Annotated in this window: 20 protein-coding genes; 6 read left to right on the top strand and 14 right to left on the bottom strand. The window is 39.5% G+C overall.

Going from position 1 to position 24,345, the window contains the following annotated elements:
* Positions 1-37 precede the first annotated feature (37 nt).
* The 9 genes from AACS98_RS03760 to AACS98_RS03720 all read right to left on the bottom strand — a co-directional run bounded on the left by AACS98_RS03760 (position 38) and on the right by AACS98_RS03720 (position 11,475).
* Entirely contained in the window at positions 38-1,456 is a 1,419-nt protein-coding gene (locus tag AACS98_RS03760; protein WP_066376532.1) for an oligosaccharide flippase family protein, read from the bottom strand.
* Positions 1,457-1,542: 86 nt separating this feature from the next.
* On the bottom strand, positions 1,543-2,532 hold the full coding sequence (locus AACS98_RS03755) for a glycosyltransferase family 2 protein (protein ID WP_066376700.1): 990 nt from the start codon (positions 2,530-2,532) through the stop codon (positions 1,543-1,545).
* 119 nt (positions 2,533-2,651) lie between these two features.
* Positions 2,652-4,085, bottom strand: a complete 1,434-nt coding sequence (locus AACS98_RS03750; RefSeq protein ID WP_066376522.1) for an O-antigen ligase family protein — start codon at positions 4,083-4,085, stop codon at positions 2,652-2,654.
* Between the two features lie 2 nt (positions 4,086-4,087).
* Positions 4,088-6,274 carry a GumC family protein gene (locus AACS98_RS03745; protein WP_066376518.1) on the bottom strand — a complete coding sequence of 729 codons (2,187 nt, stop codon included), beginning with the start codon at positions 6,272-6,274 and terminating at the stop codon, positions 4,088-4,090.
* A gap of 347 nt (positions 6,275-6,621) precedes the next feature.
* Complete coding sequence (locus AACS98_RS03740; RefSeq protein WP_066376515.1) at positions 6,622-7,809, bottom strand: glycosyltransferase family 4 protein; 1,188 nt, start codon at positions 7,807-7,809, stop codon at positions 6,622-6,624.
* A 116-nt stretch (positions 7,810-7,925) separates the two neighbouring features.
* Positions 7,926-9,140: a glycosyltransferase gene (locus tag AACS98_RS03735; protein ID WP_066376510.1), complete on the bottom strand. Its 1,215-nt coding sequence runs from the start codon at positions 9,138-9,140 to the stop codon at positions 7,926-7,928.
* A gap of 453 nt (positions 9,141-9,593) precedes the next feature.
* Positions 9,594-10,841: an NAD(P)/FAD-dependent oxidoreductase gene (locus AACS98_RS03730; protein ID WP_066376508.1), complete on the bottom strand. Its 1,248-nt coding sequence runs from the start codon at positions 10,839-10,841 to the stop codon at positions 9,594-9,596.
* Between the two features lie 82 nt (positions 10,842-10,923).
* Positions 10,924-11,088: a rubredoxin gene (gene rd, locus AACS98_RS03725; RefSeq protein ID WP_066376506.1), complete on the bottom strand. Its 165-nt coding sequence runs from the start codon at positions 11,086-11,088 to the stop codon at positions 10,924-10,926.
* 192 nt (positions 11,089-11,280) lie between these two features.
* Positions 11,281-11,475 carry a hypothetical protein gene (locus AACS98_RS03720; RefSeq protein ID WP_066376504.1) on the bottom strand — a complete coding sequence of 65 codons (195 nt, stop codon included), beginning with the start codon at positions 11,473-11,475 and terminating at the stop codon, positions 11,281-11,283.
* Between the two features lie 382 nt (positions 11,476-11,857).
* On the opposite strand from AACS98_RS03720, the gene AACS98_RS03715 reads away from it, so the two are divergent.
* Complete coding sequence (locus tag AACS98_RS03715) at positions 11,858-12,421, top strand: SRPBCC family protein (protein WP_066376501.1); 564 nt, start codon at positions 11,858-11,860, stop codon at positions 12,419-12,421.
* Positions 12,422-12,587: 166 nt separating this feature from the next.
* On the opposite strand, the gene AACS98_RS03710 is transcribed toward AACS98_RS03715, so the two are convergent.
* Positions 12,588-12,857, bottom strand: a complete 270-nt coding sequence (locus AACS98_RS03710; protein WP_066376499.1) for a Nif11-like leader peptide family natural product precursor — start codon at positions 12,855-12,857, stop codon at positions 12,588-12,590.
* A 191-nt stretch (positions 12,858-13,048) separates the two neighbouring features.
* On the opposite strand from AACS98_RS03710, the gene AACS98_RS03705 reads away from it, so the two are divergent.
* On the top strand, positions 13,049-13,213 hold the full coding sequence (locus AACS98_RS03705; protein ID WP_156481572.1) for a hypothetical protein: 165 nt from the start codon (positions 13,049-13,051) through the stop codon (positions 13,211-13,213).
* Between the two features lie 92 nt (positions 13,214-13,305).
* Here AACS98_RS03705 and AACS98_RS03700 read toward each other — a convergent pair whose 3' ends face one another.
* The 3 genes from AACS98_RS03700 to clpB all read right to left on the bottom strand — a co-directional run bounded on the left by AACS98_RS03700 (position 13,306) and on the right by clpB (position 18,169).
* A complete protein-coding gene (locus tag AACS98_RS03700) occupies positions 13,306-14,256 on the bottom strand; it encodes a DNA cytosine methyltransferase (RefSeq protein WP_066376493.1) in 951 nt (316 codons plus the stop codon).
* Positions 14,257-14,288: 32 nt separating this feature from the next.
* Complete coding sequence (locus AACS98_RS03695; RefSeq protein WP_066376491.1) at positions 14,289-15,386, bottom strand: HindVP family restriction endonuclease; 1,098 nt, start codon at positions 15,384-15,386, stop codon at positions 14,289-14,291.
* Between the two features lie 164 nt (positions 15,387-15,550).
* On the bottom strand, positions 15,551-18,169 hold the full coding sequence (gene clpB / locus AACS98_RS03690) for an ATP-dependent chaperone ClpB (protein ID WP_066376489.1): 2,619 nt from the start codon (positions 18,167-18,169) through the stop codon (positions 15,551-15,553).
* Between the two features lie 205 nt (positions 18,170-18,374).
* Between clpB and AACS98_RS03685 the strand changes: the two genes are divergently transcribed.
* The 4 genes from AACS98_RS03685 (at position 18,375) to AACS98_RS03670 (ending at position 22,424) form a co-directional block, all read left to right on the top strand.
* A complete protein-coding gene (locus tag AACS98_RS03685) occupies positions 18,375-18,632 on the top strand; it encodes a TIGR02450 family Trp-rich protein (RefSeq protein WP_066376487.1) in 258 nt (85 codons plus the stop codon).
* 543 nt (positions 18,633-19,175) lie between these two features.
* Complete coding sequence (gene bchL / locus AACS98_RS03680; RefSeq protein WP_066376485.1) at positions 19,176-20,042, top strand: ferredoxin:protochlorophyllide reductase (ATP-dependent) iron-sulfur ATP-binding protein; 867 nt, start codon at positions 19,176-19,178, stop codon at positions 20,040-20,042.
* Positions 20,043-20,071: 29 nt separating this feature from the next.
* Positions 20,072-20,797, top strand: coding sequence for a DUF5331 domain-containing protein (locus tag AACS98_RS03675; RefSeq protein ID WP_066376483.1), 726 nt, complete (start codon positions 20,072-20,074; stop codon positions 20,795-20,797).
* Between the two features lie 199 nt (positions 20,798-20,996).
* Positions 20,997-22,424 (top strand): ferredoxin:protochlorophyllide reductase (ATP-dependent) subunit N, encoded by a 1,428-nt coding sequence (locus tag AACS98_RS03670; RefSeq protein ID WP_066376481.1) that lies wholly within the window; start codon positions 20,997-20,999, stop codon positions 22,422-22,424.
* Positions 22,425-22,597: 173 nt separating this feature from the next.
* Here the strand turns inward: AACS98_RS03670 and AACS98_RS03665 are convergent, their stop codons facing one another.
* Positions 22,598-23,980 (bottom strand): hypothetical protein, encoded by a 1,383-nt coding sequence (locus tag AACS98_RS03665; RefSeq protein ID WP_066376471.1) that lies wholly within the window; start codon positions 23,978-23,980, stop codon positions 22,598-22,600.
* Between the last annotated feature and the right edge of the window lie 365 nt (positions 23,981-24,345).

The raw sequence follows: 24,345 nt of genomic DNA, 5'->3' as shown, positions 1-24,345 counted from the left end.
TTCTTCTAAATTATGGCTTTACTTGATTTATGAATTTCTAAACAATCTTTTTTTCCTTTGACCGGAAAACAGACCATAATTCTACGATAATTTTTCTCATATTTCCATTCAATCCAAATAGTAATCCATAACTAACAGTTAGAATTGCAAAATTGATTAAAGGTGGTAAAAATATTCCAGCTACAAGAGGTGGTATGGATGCAATTACTATCCATAAAACATTCCAGTAGTTAGGGGAATTACACAATTTATTGAGCAATTTATCTAGCCAATAATAACGAGGTAATGCTAGGAGTTCTGCTGATACATAACCCCAAAGTCCAAAGTTAGGTATTAGTACAATGCAACCTAGCCACAGAACTACTAAATAACCAAGATTGAACATTGCAACTGCTTGGTTAAAACCTGCTGCATAAAGTGCAGAACTATGCAAATCAAAAATAGACTCGACTACTGCTGCTAATCCCAACAGGGGAAAAATCTCTGCACTCAATATCCATTTTTCACCAAAAACTGTGGGTATGAGCCAAGAAGCACAACAGGCGAAAGTTACAGATATTGTTCCCATGAGCAGAGCTTGATAAGTCATACCTCTACTAATTGCATTTCTTGTAGCATTTGGATCATCCACAAGCTTGGCAATTACACTCAAGGACATACGCTTGACAACTGCTCGCAGTAATGAAAGTTGCTGAATGATTCTAGTAGCCATATTGGCAATTCCAGCCGCTTCAATACCAGCTAAACGACTGACAAATAAAGGTATAGTCAGATACTTCATGCTAGTGAGCAAGATAGCCACATAGTAGGTTGAACCGTACTGTATGGCGGGTTTTAAATTCTGCCAATCCCACTGCCAACGCCAAGACATGGGATAAAACCAAAATGATAAGCTGGCAAAGATGATAAACTGTAGGATAGTGCCTGCAACCACTCCCCAATAATTTTGATAAATCAATACAACTGCAATAGAGAGTAAATAGTTGGCAATCTGTGCTATGGCATCTATCAGACCAACCTGCTTAAAACGTAGTTCACGCTCTTGCATACTAGCAGGTACACTACCAATCATGTCTAACCAGACTGCTGGGGCAAGCCACTGTAATAGTTGACCAACTTCAACTTCTCCAGTCCACCAACCAAATAGAGGAGCAGCTAACCAACAAAGCGAACAGAAGGCAATACCTGCAACGATATAAAAGCATAAAACTTGTTGAGCTTCATTTTCTGATAGATTAGGTTTGCGAACTAAGTATGTATTGACACCAAACCTTCCCGACCACTTCCAAAAGTAAAAAATTCCTAATGCTGTTGTGACAATTCCATAATTCTTTGGCCCTAGTATTCTGGCAATTAGTAAGGCACTTACCAGAGAACAAGCTGATGCTAATATTTGCCGGATAGTTAAGTAAATACTACCTTGGATAACTTTATTTTTGATGTTTTTGTTTTGCATCAATTTTTGACTTCAGGTTGACTACCCTATAAATTTGGAAACTAACGTTTGAGACTATAATTGCAATAACCTATTTGGTTGGAGTTTTATTTTGCAATTGAGGATTGACTTGTCGATTGGGTAACAGATGGAATGCGCCGACGGAGAGCATAAAATAGCTGGATAAATTTGTTATATCCATCAGCACCAAAGCATTGCATAACGGCGATCGCTACACTTAAACGAATGTATTCTTTAGAAAAAAGTAACTTATAATCATGCTTAAGAGCCTGCCGACGAAATATATTTGCTTGTTTATAGTCCTTATCCCTACTTTGCAAGCATTTCCAGGCTATTAATAAATTGAGATTGCCATAGCTACGATTTCTCAGGTGTAAAAGTTCAAATGGGGCAGATTGAAAAGCTTTTTCTATAATCGTGCGAAAGTCATGGAGGAGTTTAGGATAATTCTTAGATTTATTATTGGCGTGCTGGCGATAACTAACTAATGGTTCTTTGATGACTGCAAAAGGATAAACAGCAGCAATACGGAGCCACATATCCCAATCAGGTGCAGCATCAATACTTGTGTCAAATACACCTAAATCATCAAAGCAACGACGACGAATCATCGGCACGCTACCACACTCAATCAGATTACGCTCTGTAAATTTATCCCAGATGTAGCCTTGTGCTTCAGGTTTGACAATTCTACCTGTTGGTTCGCCTTTTTCATTTATATAATCTACCCATGTGTAGACTAAACCAACTTCTGGATTTTCCTCTAAAACCTGCACTTGCTTTTCTAACTTAGTGGATTGCCAAGAATCATCAGCATCCATAAAAGCTATAAACTCGCCTTGGGAATGTTTGATGCCTGTGTTTCTTGCTCCTGATGAACCTTGATTTGCTTGAGTAATGAATTTAACGTTAGGTTCTTTGATTTGAGATGCCCATTCAGCAGTTCCATCTGAGCTACCGTCATCAACAATGATTACTTCAAAATCCTTAAAAGTTTGGTTGAACAGGCACTTCAAGGTTTCAGGAAGATATTTCAAGGCATTGAATGCTGGAATAACAACAGAAACTTTTGGTATCATAGACATGATTAATTTAGTTTGGTAATTCAATATTTGAGCAATGTTTTTATGATTATTTTTGCTAATTTATATTTAAATTGATTGGTATCTATGCTCAGGGCAAATTCCCATTTTATTTAATAATAATTTGACTGGTTTTCTTGCCAATCCCAATTAACAATAGCTGATGTTGTTAACCAATAAAAGAAAAGAGTTGTATGACTCCAAATATTTTCGGTGATCATGCCTACTATTAATGCTATCAAAATAGCGATTAGAACTAAAGAAAGATTTTTCTGCGAAATATTTTTAGCTGAAGAGCGCAACACTTGAGTTAATCTTAAAATATTAGCTATCAGAAAAGTTATAAAAGCCATCAGTCCGACAATCCCACCTTCAACTAAGGCTCTTATATAATCATTGTGAGCGTAATTCGGGAAATAACCAACGGCAGAGGATGTTCCTAGCCCATAACCAAGCATTGGCGAATATTGCCAAGCTTTCAATAAAGAAGTCCACTGAGTAATCCGCCAATTAAAACTGTTACCATCTGATGCTGACAGTAAAATTGAACGTGAAATGTCAATGTCGGGATTCAGCAGTGGTGTATTAGCGATAGATGCAAGTCTTTCTCTGCCAAACTCTGTACTAGCATAAAGGCCAATAACCACGGCAAAAAACAATAAACCACCTATGAAGTTTAAAGGCGTTAATTTAGGACTAATTAAAACAAATATCAGGATAAATGTCATTACTAAAGCAATGAGAGTTTTGGTACTCACTAGAAAAAATACAAGAATACCTAATAACAATAGCCAAAATGAGCGTCGCCGAGATTGTTGCAATTGCCAACAGGTGAGTCCAATAAAAAATAATAAGAAAGTAGAGAAAGTGTTGGGATGGCCAAGAGTGCCATTTATCCGAGAAAGGGTTTCCAGATTTTGCAGAGCACTTGGGTCTGCTTTGGTCAGGAAAGCAGGGAGTAATGAAGGTGGTAGGATTGTTTGCAGCAAAGCTGCTGTCAGGGGTAGTACAAGACTGAGGAATAGCGCAGATATCATTTTTTGAGGATGAATTCGGTCTTTTAGTTGCATTACTAGCAAATAAACCATCGACCACGAAAATAGACGCAGCCATTCGCGCACAGCAGTTTGTAAATGTGTTCCATCTAGTCCTAAACCTCCTAGGGGTAATAGCACTACCCAAAGTGCCTGTAGTGCTAACCAGCCAGCAAAGAACCACCAGAATTGATCAACTTTAACCCTTTGACCTGTTAATAAAGAAACGGTTACATATAGCAGGGTCAAGATATTTAAACCAATAGCAAATGCGGCGGGTAGTTGCTGTGCTGCGAAGATATCCAATGAGCTACGCAGGACTAATAAACCGATGACTGCTTGCTCAAATTTACCAAAGAACCAGACAACAACTAATACTGCAAATATAGGTAAACCTAGCAATATGGGACTGGCACCAGCCAGGAAACCTGCAATTAGACCGATGCCAATGCCTGCTAACCCAATCAAAATTCCTATCCAGGAAGAACGACTTGAGCTTTTATTGGTCAACATTGTTATTTCAACCTCAAATCGTTATCAGAATCTTTTTCCCCACTACCTAAAGTAGCTAGGCGTTTAAAAGGTCTGGATAATAAGGATTGATTACTTTCCATTGCATAGCGATAATAGGTTTCAGTCTCTTTGGTCATACCATTGACTACTACTCCTAAAATCGGTATGCGATTTTGATTGAGTTCTGATACGGCTCTTTGCAGAACTTCCTTGAGCGTGAAACCAGGTCGTGTTGTCAATATCACTCCATCACTGTACTGACTTAAAGTAGCAGCATCAGCACAAGCACTTAATGGTGGTGTGTCTATAATTACTAAATCATAGTGTAATGCAGCTTCAGAAACCAAGGACTTCATGGCATCTGACTCTAAAATTTGCGAAGGTCTGCCGCGTAGTTCGCCACAAGTCAATACAAATAAGTTTTCAATATCCGTTGTCTGCGCGGCACTTAACAGTGATTTATTTCCGTCGATGACATCGGTAATGCCTGGTTTGGGTGCCAGATTAAATAATGTGTGCTGGGAGGGACGACGTAAATCTGCATCAATAATTAGTGTTTTCCGAGATAACATAGCTGCAACAGCCGCTAAATGCGCTACTACAACTGATTTACCTTCTCCAGAGATGCTACTACTAACAATGACAATCTGCAACTTGTCTGTACTGCGAAACTCTAGGTTTTTCAGCAGCATCCGGTAAGGTTCAACCAGTCCCACATCATCTAAGAATTTTTCGGCTGGCTCAAGACTTAGCCGAGTAGCAGGAAGACTTGGTAAGACTCCCAATAATGGTAATTTCAATAATTCCTCTGCGTCGGCAACATCATAGAGTCTGTTATCCATTGTTTCTAATAACAGCACTATACCAGTGGCTAAGATAGTGCCAAAGAAAGTAGCTATTACTATCACTACTAGAGGTCTGGGAGATGCAGGTGCAATTGGTAGTTGGGCTGTTTCTATAATGCGAATATTACTAACTTTTTGAGCTTCGGCAATACGTGCTTCTTCTAGTTTATTTTGTAATAATTGTAAGGATGCTTCTGCTTCTGCCCGTTGGCGGGTGAGCATGGTAAGTGGTTGTTGTCTAATTGGCAATAGTGCTAGACGCGATTGCAGATTAGCTTTCATTGCCTGGACAGCTCTGAATTTATTTTCGATTGCTAACCGCTCAATTTCATTATTGATTAGCTGTGAGGTGAGATTTTGACTGATCTGATCGGTGGCAATGTCTGCTGAAGAAATGTTCTGCCCATTAGAAGATACACGAGCCAGTTCTTGTGTGTACAATGCTCGCATGGAATCTCGTTGGCCAAGCAAGGATATAACTTTTGGATGACTATCTGTAAACTGCAACCGAGCCTCAATCAATTGAGTTTCTAAGTCTGTCAACTTGCCTCGTAGCACTCTTAATTGCTCATCTTGACCACTACGCACTGATGAGTAAGCATTATCCAGGGTTTGGGTGTCAGTAATTTGTCTGAGGGAGGCATCACGCGATCGCGCTTCTTGAAGTTGAGCCAGCAATAGGCGTTCCTGATTTTCTATGTTGGCTAAACTTTCAACCAAACTCCTAGTCTGGCTATCACCCTCAACTACCCCGCTTTGTTGTCTGTATTTATTTTCTGCAACTTCTGCTTGTTGCAACCTCTGGCGAGCCAATGGTACTTCTTTTTCCAAAAATTCTCGCACCTTTGTGGCTTCGGAACGGATGGTCTGTATATTTTCCTCTACCATTGCTTGGGCAACAGCATTGAGAATTTTGGCAGCGAAATTTGGATCTGGGTGTTGATAACTTAGTTCCAGAATATTGGTAGCTGGAACAATTTTTACTCTCACTAAAGGACTGATACTCGCCAATGTGAGTGTATTTTGAGCAGAATTATTCTCTGATTCGGGAAAAACTTTGGCAATCGCCCTTTCTAAAACAGCTTGTGAATTAACTAACTCAGCCTGATCTGCCAGTGGACTGCTACTTATACCACCCGTTGAACGCAATTCTGTGAGATCACGACCCAATTCTGAAACACTTACCCGATTGTTGTTTACCATCAATCGCGCTGAGGTTTCATACAACCGTGGCGTAACATTAAGATAGGCAATTGATGCCCCAATTACCGCCGCAAAAGTCGTAATAGCAGGCAAGCTTCTCCGCCGCAAGACTGCTAGTAAGGTTGAAACGCCTTTTCCCATTACATATACCTTAGTGACTGCAAGTAGGACAGTAAAGCTTGGACAATAGACTACAGCATATTAACTACTCGGTATCATACCTGATCAATGCAACAATATTGACATAAAAATGATCAAGTTTTACTTTTTTCCAAGTGTTCAATCCTATTTATCGGCGGTTCGACCGGTGACAGCAGAGGACAGAAGGGAAGAAAAAAGCTTTAGGTTTACCTAAGAGTCGCTACCAATTCTGTTTAAGACCGCTAATAATTGTTTAATTCAGTGGTCTTTAATTTAGAAGTAGTTCAGACTATATCTAATGACCTTCTGCCTTCTTCCTCCAGCATTACTCCTTTCTTCAATTCGTTTTATCTAACATTCGCAAAATCCCTATCTTGGGTTTCGCTTTGCAATTTGCCTAAACTTTGAGAAGTGTTTAAAACTTTGGCATAAAGTTTCAAATTTTCAGCAGTGATCGAATCCCAGCTAAAATTAGAACTTACGTGTTTTTCTGCATTATGAGCCATTAAGGCTAGTTTTTGCGGATTGCTTAATGCCTGATCTAATGCAGAAACACAAGAGTTGAGATTGCCGGCTTCAAATAACATACCTCGGTTATCACCCAGCAGTTGTTGATGTGGGGGAATGTCGCTACCTAAAACTGGTATACCTTCTTTCATTGCTTCTAGCATGGACAAAGGTAATCCTTCTAAATCAGAAGGCAGAACAAACAAACCAGCCCCGCGAACAATTTCCCACAGACGAGAGCCTCTGAGTTCCCCTGCCAATAATATATTTTCTTGATTGGCTACTTTCTTGAGCAGTTCAGCAGTAAAGGTTTTAGTATCACTGACTCCTCCAGCTAGTACCAGCTTCCATCCTTTTGGCTTCAGGGCGGAAAAAGCATCAATTAGTAAATCTGGGCGTTTTTCTGGTACCAGTCTGCCTAAAAACAGAATATAACGTCCTTTTTCTAGACCTAAGTTAGTACCATAGGTAAAATTCGGATCTGACTGACCGTAGTTAGCAGGAGCTGTGGGAATATAAACTGTTTCTTTGCCATAAGTTTGGGCAAAGTATGCTTGCAGTGCTTGCGATACCACAACCATGCCGTGAGAAAAGCGTACTCCTGCTTTTTCTCCGAGTTGGATCATTTTTGTTGATAAACTTCCCCACTTTGCACGTTGCCAATCTAACCCGTGACAAGTAACTACAATTTTTGCAGAGTCAGCGATTCTGGGTATACAGGTAAACAAAGATGGGCCAAGGGCATGGAAGTGAATGATATCGTATTTTTTGCCAGTAGATGCGATCGCTCCCATCGCTGATGTCACCAAAGCATCCATACCAGCATAATTTAACCCTGGTAAAGAAATAACTTGCACACCTTCATAATCATAGGTGTCCCACCCAGCAATATCTGTGTAAGATGAGCGAGCAAATAAATCTACACTGTGTCCCTGTGACACCATGCGAGGATAAATTTCTGCACAATAATGTTCAATTCCACCTTGTTTTGGAGGTATGCCTTTTGCACCAATTACTGCTATTTTCATAAGAATTAATTATTTTTTACTTGTGGACAATGAAATACATTCAGTAAAATTTGGACTGGGTTTCGTTTAGCTAAAAATTGGACTTATGTATTGATTTTGCTGACATTTTCCTGTGATTAGCTCACTAAAGATAGTTTTCCTATCTCCCAACGGTTGAACATTTCACCGTAAATATCTCTAATTACGGTGCGGGCGGCATAAGGTTGTGCAGTTCTGACACAAGCCTCAATGGGATAATCATCTGGATGTGACAGTACCTTATCTAAAGCATCTGCTAAACATTCGGGTGTACGTTGTTCACAAATTACTCCACTGTCAAGATGTAGTAATTTTGGCGTTTCACCGCATCTGGTGGTAACGATTGGGGTGCCACTACCAAGTGCTTCTAGGACTACTAACGGTAAGCCTTCGTAAGCACTACTTAAAACAAAGACGCTACTCAACCTATGTAATTTAGCTAGTTCCGGTTGCTTCAAGGCACCTAGCATCGTTACTTTATTAGACAAGCCTAGTTGCTCAATTTCCTGACGTACTGATGGTGCTAATTCTCCATCACCGGCTATCAATAAATGAGCATTACTTTCTTTTAACTTAGCAATAGCACGTACTAATAATATGGGATCCTTCTGTGGATGCAGCCTACCAGCAAATAGAATAAAACGTGTTTCTTCATCCAGACCCATCTGTGTTGCTATTTCGCGCCGATGAGCTTGCTTTTCTTGCCAATTCCAGGGGTAAAAAACTTCATTATCAAAGGAATTTTTGACATACTGAATACAATCTTGTAAGTGGGCATAATTTTGCCGATAGAATTCGGCTGCATCAGTGTTGCATGAAAGAATTTGATTAAATTGACCTATTAATAATCGTTCTAAAGCAAAATAAACACCAGGAAATTTTCTCCAGAGGATAGCCTTCTGGTCACTCACAGTTTTCATCTGTGTGCGAATATCATTATGAATAAATAGAATTTTTTCGCCTTGCCAATTCATAGCTGCCAAACTTGGCTCTAGTCTATGAAAGTGCATAAAATCGGAAGAAAAAGAACGACCTAGCAAGGCTGCTGTATATTTCAGTGTTGTGGGGATGAGGCTTCTTTTATTGTCATCCTCTACCAAAAATAAGGGAAAGAAACTGATTTCTCTGCCGGCAAATTCCGCTTGTTGCCATTTACCTATGGGCTGACTGGCATCACTGGCTGTTCCTACTAGCTTGACTTCAAACTCATCAGGAGCATATTTGATAAACGTATTGATGAGTGTTTGAATTCCTCCTATAGAAGCGTGCCAGGGATTAAATTGGTAAAAGATTGTGAGAACTGGTTTACGCATTACTGATACTCTAGATTATCCTTGCTTTATACAATCTCAAATTTGATCAACCAAAGAAACTACGGACAAATTTTGGTATTTTCTTAAACAAGAATACTGAATCACACACAGCAATATAGTAGTATTTCTATGTTCAAAAGTCACTGAATCACGAAACTCTTCACTAAAGTTTTATATTGTCGGAAAAATTTTGTTACCTAGAACTTCAAAACTTTATAATTTCTACCTACAGACTCTTGACTGATTAAGTTTATGAAGATGTTTGTATGTTTGTAACAGGGTATGCAACTAGCTTTATCTTATCTTTACAAATACACAAAATCATGGAGTGATAACTTGGTGCAATATGGTACATAGAATTAATAAACATCCTTAAATTTGCTGAGATACTCATTTGACTTATCAAAGCTGATTAAGAAGTTTATGCAATTTGATGACTGAATTTTATCCTGATCATCGTACTTTTTCCGAGTTACCGATTCCCATAGCGTTACCTGCTAAATAGGCGGTTGTCCAAGCACTCTGGAAGTTAAATCCACCAGTCACGCCGTCGATATCTAGAATTTCACCAGCAAAGTAAAGTCCAGGAACTAGCTTACTTTCCATTGTCTTGAAGTTAATTTCCTGGAGGTTGACACCACCACAGGTGACGAATTCTTCTTTAAAGACTCCCTTACCATTGACTAGGTATTTACTCTGGGTAATTTCTTGGACTAAGAGATTTAAGGTTTTGTTGGAGAGTCCTGCCCATCTGTCATCTTTGGTAATACCTACACGGGCAATCATGTATTGCCAGAGACGGTGGGGTAAATCAACGCCCCGATGCAAGGCGATCGCTTTTTTTCCCCATTCATTCTTAATTGCTAAAATTTTGGCACGTACTTGTTCTTGGGTGAGTTCAGGCAACCAATTCACCAATAAAGTCGCTTGATAGTTGTGTTCATGCAAAACTCTCGCACCCCAAGCTGATAGCTTCAGCACGGCTGGGCCACTTAAACCCCAGTGGGTGATCAGTAATGGCCCAGTTTGTTCTAATTGTGACTTCTCACCTACAAATAATTTTAAGCCTACAGGATTAACACTAATACCAGCTAATGCCCTCAGCTTGTCTTCTGGAATATTGAATGTAAATAAGGATGGTACTGGTGCTTCGATGTGATGTCCCAATGCTTGGGCAATTTTGTAACCTATGAGACTGCTTCCTGTAGCTAGGAGCAGGCGATCGCATCTAATTATCTCACCAGATTTTAAAAGTAGCTCAAATCCAGCATTAATACGGCTGACACCAACCACAGGGGTGCCAGTCCAAATCTCTACGCCCTCGGCTGTGGCGGTATTCATCAGACAGTTGACAATTGTTTCTGAACTATCTGTGATCGGAAACATCCTACCATCGGCTTCAGTTTTGAGTTTTACGCCGTGGTGAGTAAACCAAGCTACTGTATCTTGAGGTTGAAACCGAGTAAAAGCACCACGTAAAGCTTTACCACCTCTAGGATAATTTTGGGTTAACGCCTGTGGTTCAAAGCAAGCATGAGTTACGTTGCAGCGTCCTCCGCCGGAAATGCGGACTTTAGCTAATGGGTGACGACTAGCTTCGAGTAAGATGATTTGAGCTTCTGGATTGACTTGAGCGCAGGCGATCGCCCCGAAAAATCCTGCGGCTCCACCGCCAATAACTACAATCTTTAAAGGTAGCAATTTACAAAATATCTCTTCTACAGCACCTACTTTCTAGGCTAGTACAGTTAGGTCACAGTAGTGAGATGATTGTTAAATTTATTTAACCTTCGGCTGGTTCAAATAAATCTTTGGTAGCACCACAAACCGGACACACCCAATCTTCTGGTATAGCGTCAAAAGGTGTACCTGGAAGTATACCGCTATCGGGATCGCCTACTTCTGGGTCATACTCGTAGCCGCAAGCACTACAGATGTAAATTTGCATAGTGTCACCTGCTTCATAGTTGATCTTGCCTATATTGTTAACGAAAATCCCGGAGCAACACACCTTGCTGATTGCATAAAACAGACGTTTGTGATGTCTTTGCTCAATAAGACTTGAGAGAGATTATTTTTGTGAATAATTGTGGTATTTCTGGTATATTGTTGTGAAATCCTGTGGAAAATCTCCAGAAAATCAAAAACGCCACCAAGTTTTTTGAGCATAAGCAATCACACCTAGAGCGATCGCCCCAAACAACAATAGCCAAATCACGCCACCTGGAATAAATGACAGTAGTCCAAAGCCTCTAAGTAGCCAAACAGCTATACCCATACCGAGAAGTACACCAAAAGCCTGTGTTAACCTGCGGTTTAACGAAGATTGACTCACTATTTTGTCCTCTTAATTCCCAATTGGTTGTATATTCACAAGGTAAGCATAAATTTACAGAATTTTTACTAAAATTTGATTTTTATCAATTGCATAAAATATTCTATAGATTATATTTGTGGTATTTTAGCTTGTTTAAATAAAATTTTCCCTAGGGAAGTAGTGCGATTATTTCTGCTACGGAAATACAAAACAGTATTTGTAGTTTAAACCACGGATTTTTCCGTAAATTTTCAGATATTTTGGGAATGTGATTGGTTCCGGAAATCTGGTGTACTGAAGTGGAACTAATATTGATTGAGGTTGTAATTCATGAATCACAGATGGTTGATAGTTGCAACCTCAGCAGATGGTGAAGTTGAGGAGTAACGGACAAAAATTTATGTTGGCATACCATATCTCAAACCCAGCGTTTACAGGTTCAGATATGACATGGAGTAAAGAACAGCAAAACTTGCTGATGCAGGGCGAAATTTTAGTCAAGACGCGATCGCATACTGCTTGTGGTGGTGCAGTCAGTGCTTGTATGTACTTGCCAATAGTGCGATCGCATGTATGGCAGCAAATCACCGATTACCCCCGTTGGGTACAATACTTTCCCGACATCACTAAAAGTGAGGTGTTGCAACGTGGCGAAGTCAAGCGTCTATATCAAGCAGCACAAAAAGCTTTTCTATTTTTAACGGCTCAAGTTGAAATTTACCTCAACGTTGTCGAAGTCATCGGTCAACAAGTACAATTCCGTATGGAAAAAGGAACTTTTCTTGACTTTGAAGCCAATATTGAGTTAAAAGACTGTGGCAATGGGACTTTACTCCTTTATAGCGTCCAAGCTACCCCAAATATTCCCGTACCTAGCATTTTTGTTCAACAAGCCATGAATTTTGAGTTGCCCGCGAATATGCGTAAAATGCGGCAAGTTATTTGTCAAAATAGATCAGCATAATGTCACAGGCACAGTCAATAAGCGTTTTAGTCGCTTTCCTGATCACAATAGCATTTTAGAGTGTGTTTTTACTCCAGAAGCAGAATTGTTTAAACAGCCAGGCTCAAATTTTTAATCATAAACTTTCAAGACGCTTTTTCCTTCATAGGAGAAAGCGTCCAAACAATTATGCTTGAGTAAATCCCAGCAATTGGTTTTGTGTTGATAAACTTAAGGAATTTTGAGCATAACTAGGCTCACTTTCAAACCATACATTAGCTAGTTCATCTTCATTGAAATGATACCCAAGACTAGCTGCAAACTTAACTATTTTAGTTTTGTCCCAATGGCAACTATTTAATAAACCTCTACTACAGCACTTATTAAAGTATTCTTCATAAATAGTGGGTTCCGATATCAAAACTTCATAAAAAGCATTAACCTGTTCTAGAGACATAGAAATTTATCCTCTAAAAGTCTAATTTTGTATTCAATAATACATACATTCAATTACCAAAGTGTTCCGGATTGTATAATCCAGCCAGAAAAAGACTCTCGTTAAAGAAAGTAAAATTAAATGGATAAAAATTTATCTGACTTTTGGTAGAATTTTGATGAGCTACGAGTATATTTAATTACATAAAACTTTTGCTGATTACCAATTTTGAGAATCAAGCTACTAACAGTATTGGTGAGAGTAATCACGAGTATGAAGAGCGATCGCCTCTAGAGGATAATATCTTAACTCAAAGCAAGTTTACGCCTGATTTCTGTCCTGAAAATTCCACCTTCAACAAGTTAACCCGCGAGTGAAACTCAATTAACATCATCTGAAAATGATGATTTACAGAAATTGTTACTTAATCTCTATGTTTAAAACGAAAATAATCATATTAATGCTTTACTTATACACTCTCAAATAACTTTAACTGAATGTGTGGTAACTGATATAAAATACTCTGAGGATAATCTTCAATATATTCAAGTATACAACGAGCAACATATTCAGCCAGATTCACAGGAACAGCATTACCAATCATCTGTTCTAAATCTGATTTATTACCCTGAAACTTAAAGGTTTTTGGAAATGTTTGAATGTAACTGCGTTCAATTGTAGACAAAGGTCGCAGGTTTTCATTAATATCACAAGCATCTCCTTCATGTTTTTGATATGTTTTGGGAATAGGACGATTTACTCCCCGCACTGTTGGGCTAGGTTCATATATGCTGAAAATTGCCCTTCTTTTATAACTTCTAGGGTGACGATAAAAATATTCGATTCCTAACTGATTACCTAGATAGTCAAAAACAGTCATCGGCTTCTCAGATTGATTTTTTTTAAGATAATGACTCAAAGCATCATCTTCTCCGTGAAGCTGACCAATTAAAAAATATCTTTTTCTAGCTTGTGGAACTCCACAGTAGCTAGCATTTAGAATTGAAGCTGTTAAACTATATCCACTTTTCTTGAATATTTCTAAGGCTATTTTTAAAACTTGACTTTTAGAAATTCTTTCAACATTCTCCATTACAAACCAATTAGGTTTTACTTGAGCAACAATGTTTGCAAAAACCAAAGTTAAGTCCGCCCTACCAAGATTTTCATCTCGTTTCCCTGCGCTTGAAAAATCTTGGCATGGAGGGCCACCAATAATGATTTCTGGGCTAAAACTAGAAATTAATTCACAGACATCTTCTGTTAAAAGGTCTTTCTGAAAAATAGGATGTTGGAAGTTGTTTCTATAAACTTCAATTGCTGGTAGCCAATAATCGAAAGCTGCTACCACATCGAAGCCAGCATTTTGAAATCCTAGTGATAAACCTCCACAACCTGCAAATAAATCTACTGTTTTCATGTTTGAGTCGCTAGTTGAGAGTTGGTAATTTACTAATCAAATATCTCTAGTGAGTTGAATATTATAGCATCAAATCTTCTTTCGGGACTCAACAAGTTTTGACCACCACCTAAAATAATGTTTTTGATTTCTTGTTTTTTAATTCTTGGCTGTTTTAATGATTCCGATTGCATATAAGCATGGGTGACTCTACCGCTTACAGCAAATGCTTTATCATTTTTGGTATTATAAGAAAGACTATCTATAATTCTTCGATGATTAAAAGAACCATTAATACCAAATTCAAACAGCATTTTAAATAGCCAAATAATTGTGCGAGTATGCCTAGAAATATTTTTGATTCTTCCGTATGTACTAATCTCTATTTTTGCTAAATCTATAAATAATCTAGTAAAAGCAAGATTACTCCAAACAAATACATCTAAGCAATTATCTGATAGCCTTGGTGATTTACCTTCTGTTTTCCAAACAGGCTGTAGTAAAAAAGGTTTTTGTTCATTTAATATTGATAGTGCGATCGCATCTATACAATCAATCATATCTAGAATATAAGGTATTACATAAATCCCTTCATTCCAATCCCTAATATTTGCCAGATTTCCAGTAATAACACTTTCAATAAGAGACGGATTAAATCTAAAACTTTCTACAATACTGCAAGCTAAATAAACTATAGTATCTGGTCTTACTACAATTTCACAACCATAATAATCTTCTGCTAACTCACAGGTCGTATTATCTGGTAAAGCCGTCAATTTAATCTCAATTGCCTGTAAGCAAGAACCTAAATCTCTAGCTTGAGTAACCAAATCAACGCCTGGAAGGTTGCCAATTAAATATTGTTGATATGGTGTAAACTGTGTTTCAAAAGCATAGAAAAGGTTCTCAGAGTTTGGGTTGATTCCGTACAAGCTAGCTGTACTAATACTTGAATGCTCAACTTGAAGATTTGAGTTCAGTCTAATGTATACATTATCAAGATTTAAACTGTATAAATATGAGCAAAGAGCAGCCGGAAATGAAGAATTAAAACAGTTTTTACCCCAAGCTTCTTTTTGAGTAAAATCTCGGTTTGAGTGTCTTAAACCAAATAATCGAGGCTGCTGATTTGGTGTATTTCCTAAAAACACAAGTTGTAACCAGTAGTAACGGTTTAACTAGCTAGTTTGTTGGTATCATTGGCACTATACATTAAAATTAGTCAAAAAAATGCAAAGAGGCAGTTTTACCCCTTTGCGTCTTTGCGCCTACCCTGCGGGAACGCCTAACGGCGTATGCGCGAACCAATCTTCAACTAACTACTAAACACCTCAACAGGTAAACGACTAAAAGACAACCTTTCATTCTGCACATCGACAAAAATTGTATCCCCGTCATTAAACTCACCACGCAAAATCGCCTTAGCAATTTGCGTTTCTAACTCGCGCTGAATCGCCCGCTTCAGTGGACGCGCCCCAAATACTGGGTCATACCCTACTTCGGCTAAAAAGTCAAGTGCAGCTTCCGAAAGTCTCAGAGACATCTTACGATCGCCTAACCTATCCCTTAATCTCTCCACTTGCAACTGTACAATTTGCCGCAATTCTTTCTTATCCAAACCGTGGAAGATAATAATCTCATCAATCCGGTTAAGAAACTCAGGCCGGAAACTATTTCTCATCGTCTCCATCACCCGATGACGCATTTCATCGTACCTTGTATCATCCCCAGCCACATCCAGAATATACTGTGAACCGATGTTGCTAGTCATAATAATAATCGTGTTCTTAAAGTCCACAGTATGACCTTGGGCATCAGTTACACGACCATCATCAAGGATTTGTAGGAAAATATTAAACACATCTGGGTGTGCTTTCTCGATTTCGTCGAACAGAATGACAGCGTAAGGACGGCGACGAATTGACTCGGTGAGTTGTCCGCCTTCTTCGTAACCTACATAACCAGGAGGCGCACCGATTAACCGCGAAACTGCGTGTTTCTCCATGTATTCCGACATATCAATCCGTACCAGTGCTTCTTCCGTGTCGAACATATACGACGCTAACGCCTTCGCTAGTTCGGTTTTACCTACACCAGTGGGGCCAAGGAAAATAAAGCTAGCAATGGGACGATTAGGATCAGCCAACCCAGCACGCGATCGCTGAATTGCATCAGCAACAGCTGTCACCGCTTCATCTTGTCCAATCACACGATGATGTAATTCTTCTTCTAAGTGCAGTAGTTTCTCTTTCTCCGATTCCACTAACTTGCTGATTGGTATTCCCGTCCACTTAGAAATAATTTCCGCAATATCAGCTTCGGTGACTTCCTCCCGTAACAGAGATTTACCAGTACCTTGGGCTTGGGATAATTCCCTTTCTGTCGCTTCTAAGCGACGGTGCAAGTCGGTTAACTTACCATATTTCAACTCCGCCGCCCGGTTGAGGTCGTAGTTTCTCTCTGCTTGCTGAATTTCTAAGTTAACTTTGTCAATTTCTTCCTTGACAGACTGAAGTTTTGTAATAATATCCTTCTCAGACTGCCATTGAGCATTCAGGGTTCTCTGTTCTTCTTTAAGATCAGCCAGTTCTTTTTCCAGCCTTTCTAAACGTTCGCGGGAAGCTGCATCACTTTCTTTTTGTAAAGATAGCTTCTCCATTTCCAACTGCAAAATCTTGCGGTCGATTTCGTCGAGTTCTTCTGGCTTAGATGTAATTTCCATTTTCAGCCTAGCTGCGGCTTCGTCTACCAAGTCAATGGCTTTATCTGGTAAAAAGCGATCGCTAATATATCGACTAGATAATGTCGCAGCAGCCACTAAAGAACTATCAGAAATTTTCACCCCGTGGTGAACTTCATACCGTTCCTTCAACCCCCGCAAAATCGAAATTGTATCCGCAACGCTGGGTTGATCTACATAAACTTGCTGGAAACGTCTTTCTAAAGCGGCATCTTTCTCTATATATTTACGATATTCATCTAAAGTTGTCGCCCCGATACAACGTAACTCACCCCGCGCCAACATCGGTTTTAACAAGTTACCCGCATCCATCGCGCCTTGAGTCGCACCTGCGCCGACAACAGTATGAATTTCATCGATGAATAAAACTATATTACCGCCAGATTCGGTGACTTCCTTTAATACAGCTTTTAGGCGTTCCTCAAATTCACCCCGGAATTTTGCCCCCGCAATTAAAGCACCCATATCTAAAGCTATGAGTTTGCGGTCTTTCAGCGATTGGGGAACATCACCCGCGACAATACGCTGCGCCAATCCTTCGGCGATCGCCGTTTTACCTACGCCCGGTTCACCAATCAACACCGGGTTATTTTTGGTACGACGAGATAGAATCTGGATAGTACGACGAATTTCGTCATCCCGCCCAATTACTGGATCAAGTTGACCTTTGCGGGCTGCTTCCGTGAGATCACGCCCGTATTTTTCCAGTGATTGGTATTTTCCTTCTGGATTTTGGTCGGTCACTTTCTGGCTCCCACGAACTTGTTTAATAATATTTTTGAGTTTGTTTTCGTCTAAACCGAATTCTTGAAATAAACCTTTGCCGAAGCGATCGTCTTTAGCGTAAGCCAAGAATAAATGTTCAATAGAAATATATTCGTCTTTAAAATCTTTACGATGTCCTTCAGCCCGGTCTAAGAGTGTATCTAAGCTCCGTCCCAAGTATACAGATGTACTACTACCTGAGACTTTTGGTTGACGTTGGATAAATTGTTCAGTACGGTCATTAATTTTTTGTAAGTTCACACCTGCTTTAGTTAAAATTCCACTGGCTAAACCGTCTTGTTCCAGCAGGGCTTTCATCAGGTGTTCGCTTTCTATCTGCTGTTGTTGATGCTGTTTAGCAATCTCAGGTGTATGGGCGATCGCTTCCCAGGCTTTTTCTGTAAATTGGTTCGGATTAGTTGGTTGCATAGGCTAATTTAGGCTACCACTCTAGACGCAAAAGTGCAGATAGAACAAATTGTTCTTATATCGCCATTTTAAGAACAATGGCACAAATTGCTGGATCGGTCTTCACGTCTTCATCAAGTAGTATTCTCAATATCTAGAAGTAGGGAGTATGGATAAGGGTATAGGCGAGAATAACTAATGACTGATGACTAATGACCAATGACCAATGACCAAAAAACAAAAATTTCCTTTCTTACTCGGTTCTAAGTGGACAGCCACAAAAAAAGTAGATGGCTGGAGACACTTCCAAGTTGCTAACCGCAAAAATCAGGGTAAATGGGTTTATGCGGAAATGGTTGCAGCTTGTGATCCTAACGTCCGGTTTTGGATGAACGCTAAATTATTACAAGATAATTCGCAGTGGCAACCCGGATGGCAATCCCTGAAAGAAATTGAGGCAATTGAAACCGAATCAGGCAGTTAGTCAAGCCTAGATAGATTTAAAAAATTAATATTTTTTTACAAAAAAGTTCTATTCAGCTAATCTTTTCTGAATAGGCGAATTTGAGGTACAGGTAAACGGAGTCTGATCCCCCAACTTTTACCTTATTTCTCTCGTATAAATTACCCAACTGTCACAAATTAGTTTGTAGTAAGGACTTTAGTCCTCGCTGACAGACTCTACACGCACAACATTAGAGTCATATAAATGTCTTCAAAATATTGATAATACGTTATTTTGATAATTTGTTTATTGTAACTAATTTTATAAAATTAAAATTATAAATAAAAGCAAAAAAGCTTATTCAATTATTTAAAATGATTTTGAGAAAATATAAAAGAAATTTTCTTATAGTCTCAATCAGAAGCTATTTATCGCCATTTTTTAGATTTAACCCCCCTTTATTTCCCGTGGAATTTCGTCAATAATCACACTCACATACCTCACACATCACCGTCTGCGTTTAGGTGAAGGCGAAGGTTTTACCCAAGAGTTTGATAAAAAAACGATAAGAGGCAAACAACAGTGAAACTAGCAGTTTACGGAAAAGGTGGGATAGGCAAATCCACAACTAGCTGTAATATATCTGTCGCCCTAGCCAAACGCGGCAAGAAAGTGCTGCAAATTGGGTGCGATCCCAAACATGACAGCACCTTTACCCTGACTGGATTTTTAATCCCCACCATTATTGATACCTTGCAAGAAAAGGACTATCACTATGAAGATGTCTGGCCGGAAGACGTAATTTACAAAGGCTATGGTGGAGTGGATTGTGTTGAGGCTGGCGGCCCACCTGCGGGTGCTGGCTGTGGTGGTTACGTTGTGGGCGAAACCGTAAAATTACTGAAGGAACTCAACGCTTTTGATGAGTATGATGTAATCTTGTTTGATGTCTTGGGTGACGTTGTTTGTGGTGGTTTTGCAGCACCACTCAATTATGCAGATTACTGTATGATTGTCACTGATAACGGCTTTGATGCCTTGTTTGCTGCCAATCGGATAGCGGCTTCAGTGCGAGAGAAAGCACGAACTCATCCACTGCGTCTAGCGGGGTTAATCGGCAACCGCACCTCCAAACGCGACTTGATTGAAAAGTATGTGGAAGCTGTGCCAATGCCGATATTAGAAGTCTTGCCATTAATAGAAGATATCCGTGTATCTCGCGTCAAAGGGAAAACTTTGTTTGAAATGGCAGAGTCTGATCCGACGTTAAACTACGTTTGCGACTACTACCTGAACATTGCTGACCAAATTCTCGCACGACCTGAAGGAGTAGTTCCAAACGATGCTCCAGATCGAGAATTATTTACTTTATTGTCAGATTTTTATTTAAATCCGCATAAACCACAGGTTCCTATTCCTGAAGAAGAATTAGACTTGATGATTGTATAAATCATCTAGTTTTGAGGATGAGGGTCAATATGGCTTTCTTTGATAGCTTTACATCGTCGATTAGACAGAAGTGGTTGCAATTCTTCCAAGCTAATCGTGATTGGATTAAACTCCAGATGCAAGTGGAATCAGTGTATACACCTGATGGTGGGAAGCGTCCACCTTCGCACCTCATCCTAGGTGTGGTGAATGCGCTAGAACCAAAGTTAGCGCAGTTAATGTTTCCCTTTTCCAAGTTAAATCCTGATGCGGATACTTTAGTTGAGGTACTGGAATTAAATTTTGATCCAGACATTGCTCTCGGTAACAGTGTCATTCCAGCAGCAGAACCAGAATTTGAAGCAGAGGAGTCACCGGCGCAAGTCGAGGAAAACACGGAAGTTGAAGCTTTCACAATTTCTGACACCAATGGTTTTGGTGGAGATGTTGATTCTCAAACGCTGATAGTCGGCGACATGGACAATACCTTCAACGGACTCACAGATGAGTCCCTTGCAGTCACTAACTCAGAAGAAGATGATTTTGGTGATATTTCCTTTGATGTCGCTGGTGGAACTGTAGAAAAGCTGGAAGAACAAATTCTCGATGAACTGGAAACACCAGATGAAAATGCTTTTAGTGAAGTGTTATCTGATGTTTGGAGTGATGCAACATCCTTAGAACAGGGTGAAGAAAATAATGATTTGATGGGGGAAGAATTACCTGCTGGCGTTTTTGATGAATCAGAAATTGCCCGTCTCTTCCCCAACGCATAAATAAACCGTTGCTGTTGAATTTAGGGATTATTAGTTGGTGTTATGTGCCGAAAACCACCACAGGATGAGGAAGTAGGGAATAGGGAGTAGGAAATAGGGAGTAAAACTTACTACTCACTACTTCCCACTTACTACTCACCCCCTCAGATGCTGACCCTATATTCACCTGCCTTGAGATATTAAGGGGAGAACAATCAAAATGACCGTCGCTCAACAACCAACAGCTTTAAACTTTGAGTGTGAAACTGGAAATTATCACACCTTCTGCCCCATTAGCTGTGTGGCATGGTTATATCAAAAAATAGAAGATAGTTTCTTTTTGGTGATTGGAACCAAAACTTGTGGGTACTTCCTACAAAATGCGATGGGGGTAATGATTTTTGCGGAACCCCGTTATGCAATGGCAGAGTTAGAAGAAGGGGATATTTCGGCAAAACTGAATGATTATGAAGAGCTAAAGCGATTGTGCTTACAAATAAAACGCGATCGCAACCCTAGCGTCATTGTGTGGATTGGCACTTGCACCACTGAAATCATCAAAATGGACTTGGAAGGGTTAGCACCGAAGCTAGAAGGTGAAATTGGCATTCCCATTGTTGTCGCCCGTGCTAACGGCTTAGATTACGCCTTTACCCAAGGAGAAGACACCGTTTTAGCAGCAATGGCTAATCGTTGTCCTGATCATGCTCCTGTAGCGGAAAATGAAAAAGGCGATGGGCTACGCCCCGCCATAGGCGATCGCAATGCTATTCAAAAGCTGCTCAACTTCGGTAAGAAAAAAGAAGAAGTAGTTCAAGAAGAATCTGAGTATGTAGATCATCCGCCCTTGGTTCTCTTCGGTTCTCTACCTGATCCCGTTGTGACTCAATTAACCTTAGAACTGAAAAAACAAGGTATTAAAGTTTCCGGTTGGCTACCTGCCAAACGCTTTACTGAACTACCAGTCTTGGAAGAAGGGTATTATGTCGCTGGTGTCAACCCCTTTCTCAGTCGCACAGCCACAACCTTAATGCGTCGCCGTAAATGCAAACTCATCGGCGCACCTTTCCCCATCGGGCCTGATGGTACTCGCGCTTGGATTGAAAAAATCTGCTCAGTGTTTGGTATTACTCCCAAAGGCTTAGAAGAACGGGAAACACAAATTTGGGCAGGTTTAGAAGACTATGTAAAATTAATTCGTGGTAAGTCTGTATTTTTCATGGGTGACAACCTGCTAGAAGTTTCTTTAGCACGCTTCTTAGTCCGTTGTGGCATGACTGTTCATGAAGTTGGTATTCCCTACATGGATAAACGCTATCAAGCGGCTGAGTTAGCAATGCTAGAGAAAGCTTGCCTAGAAATGGGTGTACCCATGCCCAAAATTGTCGAGAAGCCAGATAATTACAATCAAGTACAGCGCATTTATGATTTACAGCCAGATTTAGTAATTACTGGAATGGCGCACGCCAACCCCTTAGAAGCGCGGGGTATTAATACAAAATGGTCTGTAGAGTTTACTTTTGCTCAAATACACGGCTTCACTAATGCCCGTGACATTTTAGAGTTAGTAACTCGTCCGTTACGTCGTAATAATAATTTGAAAGATTTGGGTTGGGATAAGTTGGTTAAGGAAGAAGCGAAGATTTAAATTTGGGTTTTCAATCAGCAACGGCTTAACAAAATAATTATTTCAGGCGAACTTTGTTCGCCTTTTTTCTTATTGCGCCCATACTCAGTAGATTGACCTAAAAAAACGTAATATCCAGATCCCCGACTTCTTTGAGAAGTCGGGGATCTATCCCATCATCATTTTACATTTAATTATGTTGACATACTTATGTACAATGATGTTGATGGCATGATATACATTAATTCTGCACCCTCTGGTTTATTCTCTTGAGTAGGAGTTAATTTTAGCCATTCATGAAAGCTGATACCTAGTTGAGATATTGCTTGTATTTCCGTTTGATAAGATTCAAAACGGCGATTGGTTTCTACCATAGATTCTATTAGCTCTAACACTTGAGGAAGACGTTTATCAGCTTCTCGCTTCAAATCATTGACATTGGGGCCTAACCAACCTCCTGGAACTTCAACACGACTTAGGATAGCTGTTGGCAGAGATTCCACCCACTTATTAGGCTCTTGCGCCATCTTATATAAGTTTTCTCGTTGCATTTCAAACACCGCATTTTCTTCCAAAGTTGGATCAATCCATTGGTAAACTTTGGTTAATCTTCTCAAATCAATCTGGTCTTTTAAATGAGGTTGCAGATAAGCTGCTGGGTTAGAAGTTAAAAGAATTTCTACATATTTTTGAATACGAGAACGAATAACTATTGTCCCTTCTTGAAAACGACGAAGTGCTGTTTCGTGTTCTTCTAATTCCAAATAACAACGTGTTTCAGCTAGATATGCCAAGGATAAAGTGAGGAGGAATTCATCAGCTATTTGGCTTTGCTGCTCAATTTCGATATCAGTTAACTCAGTATAAATATGTTCTGCTTCTAAAAATCGATTGATAGCTTGTAACGCGCTACTTCTACGGTTTTCAGATTTTTTCATTGTAAAGGCATTAATTGCTAATTCAATAGCTGCACGAAAATTAGCATAAAAACTTAAATCAATTTTTCGGTTAATCTTAGTTAATAACTCTTGTGCTTGTTGTAGGCGTTGCTCTAGTTCTTTAAGACGTTGTGATATCACAGCAAAGCCCATCACAGAAACACCAAGATTAAGTATGCTAGCAGCTGTAGTTACCTTGAAAATTCCTTGAGTTAGTTGTAAATTTTGTCCTAGTGCTTCTAACTGATTTTCAATACTACCCAAACGTCCGTTAACATCAGCTAAACCTTTTCCCGTAACAGCAGCGTTAGCAACAGTTGCAACCAAATTCGCCCCTGAAACAGCAAGATTTCCTAAATTTGTTTGTTCCACTCCGTCTAAACGCTGGCTGACATCTGTTAAACCTTTTCCCGTCACAGCAGCGTTAGCCCCTGAAGCAACTAGATTTGCTCCTGAGAAGATCATATTAAGGAAACCTTTAGAAGATGCAGTTGGTGTTGGCACTAAATCTCTTAACCAAGTAACTACTTGATTTGTTACAGCATCGACAATAACACCACCATTCCTTACATATATGCCCTGGGCTAGCCCTTTAACAATGTGAGGTGCGAGTGCAAAAGTTAATGTAAGTGCGTCCATCGTCTTCTCCTATGTCCTAAATCTCATCAGTTCAATAAACCACATTGTTTTTATGCAGCAGGTAGCTGCGCTTTAGTTAGTATTCCCAATTTGGGTTGGAAAGTATCTCATAAAATAGCGGCTATTTTGTAAATGCAGAGAACACAGTGAACACAGGGAGGGTAAAGCACATCACCCTAACTTACTACGCACCTAAATATAGAAACTTATAATAAATCCAGGTAAATTTTGTGTGTAAATCTAGCTTACATACAAGATTTACCTCTTGTAATTTGGTTGTTAATACCAATGCTCTATCATCTAGCAACAACTCAATGTTTGTATCTGAAGCCTCTGGAGCGTAATCATCTGTATAACTTTTTTTG

The organism is Anabaena sp. CA = ATCC 33047 (genome assembly GCF_963870205.1).
Classification (GTDB): domain Bacteria; phylum Cyanobacteriota; class Cyanobacteriia; order Cyanobacteriales; family Nostocaceae; genus Trichormus.
Note: the sequence above shows the minus strand (reverse complement) of the source record. Positions and strands in the feature narration are given on the sequence as shown.

Excerpts from the sequence above, each read along its gene's own strand:
- AACS98_RS03760 (WP_066376532.1), bottom strand. The coding sequence starts at position 1,456 with ATGCAAAACAAAAACATCAAAAATAAAGTTATCCAAGGTAGTATTTAC.
- AACS98_RS03750 (WP_066376522.1), bottom strand. The coding sequence starts at position 4,085 with ATGTTGACCAATAAAAGCTCAAGTCGTTCTTCCTGGATAGGAATTTTG.
- AACS98_RS03745 (WP_066376518.1), bottom strand. The coding sequence starts at position 6,274 with ATGGGAAAAGGCGTTTCAACCTTACTAGCAGTCTTGCGGCGGAGAAGC.
- AACS98_RS03740 (WP_066376515.1), bottom strand. The coding sequence starts at position 7,809 with ATGAAAATAGCAGTAATTGGTGCAAAAGGCATACCTCCAAAACAAGGT.
- AACS98_RS03735 (WP_066376510.1), bottom strand. The coding sequence starts at position 9,140 with ATGCGTAAACCAGTTCTCACAATCTTTTACCAATTTAATCCCTGGCAC.
- rd (WP_066376506.1), bottom strand. The coding sequence starts at position 11,088 with ATGCAAATTTACATCTGTAGTGCTTGCGGCTACGAGTATGACCCAGAA.
- AACS98_RS03715 (WP_066376501.1), top strand. The coding sequence starts at position 11,858 with ATGTTGGCATACCATATCTCAAACCCAGCGTTTACAGGTTCAGATATG.
- AACS98_RS03710 (WP_066376499.1), bottom strand. The coding sequence starts at position 12,857 with ATGTCTCTAGAACAGGTTAATGCTTTTTATGAAGTTTTGATATCGGAA.
- AACS98_RS03700 (WP_066376493.1), bottom strand. The coding sequence starts at position 14,256 with ATGAAAACAGTAGATTTATTTGCAGGTTGTGGAGGTTTATCACTAGGA.
- clpB (WP_066376489.1), bottom strand. The coding sequence starts at position 18,169 with ATGCAACCAACTAATCCGAACCAATTTACAGAAAAAGCCTGGGAAGCG.
- AACS98_RS03685 (WP_066376487.1), top strand. The coding sequence starts at position 18,375 with ATGACCAAAAAACAAAAATTTCCTTTCTTACTCGGTTCTAAGTGGACA.
- AACS98_RS03675 (WP_066376483.1), top strand. The coding sequence starts at position 20,072 with ATGGCTTTCTTTGATAGCTTTACATCGTCGATTAGACAGAAGTGGTTG.
- AACS98_RS03670 (WP_066376481.1), top strand. The coding sequence starts at position 20,997 with ATGACCGTCGCTCAACAACCAACAGCTTTAAACTTTGAGTGTGAAACT.
- AACS98_RS03665 (WP_066376471.1), bottom strand. The coding sequence starts at position 23,980 with ATGGACGCACTTACATTAACTTTTGCACTCGCACCTCACATTGTTAAA.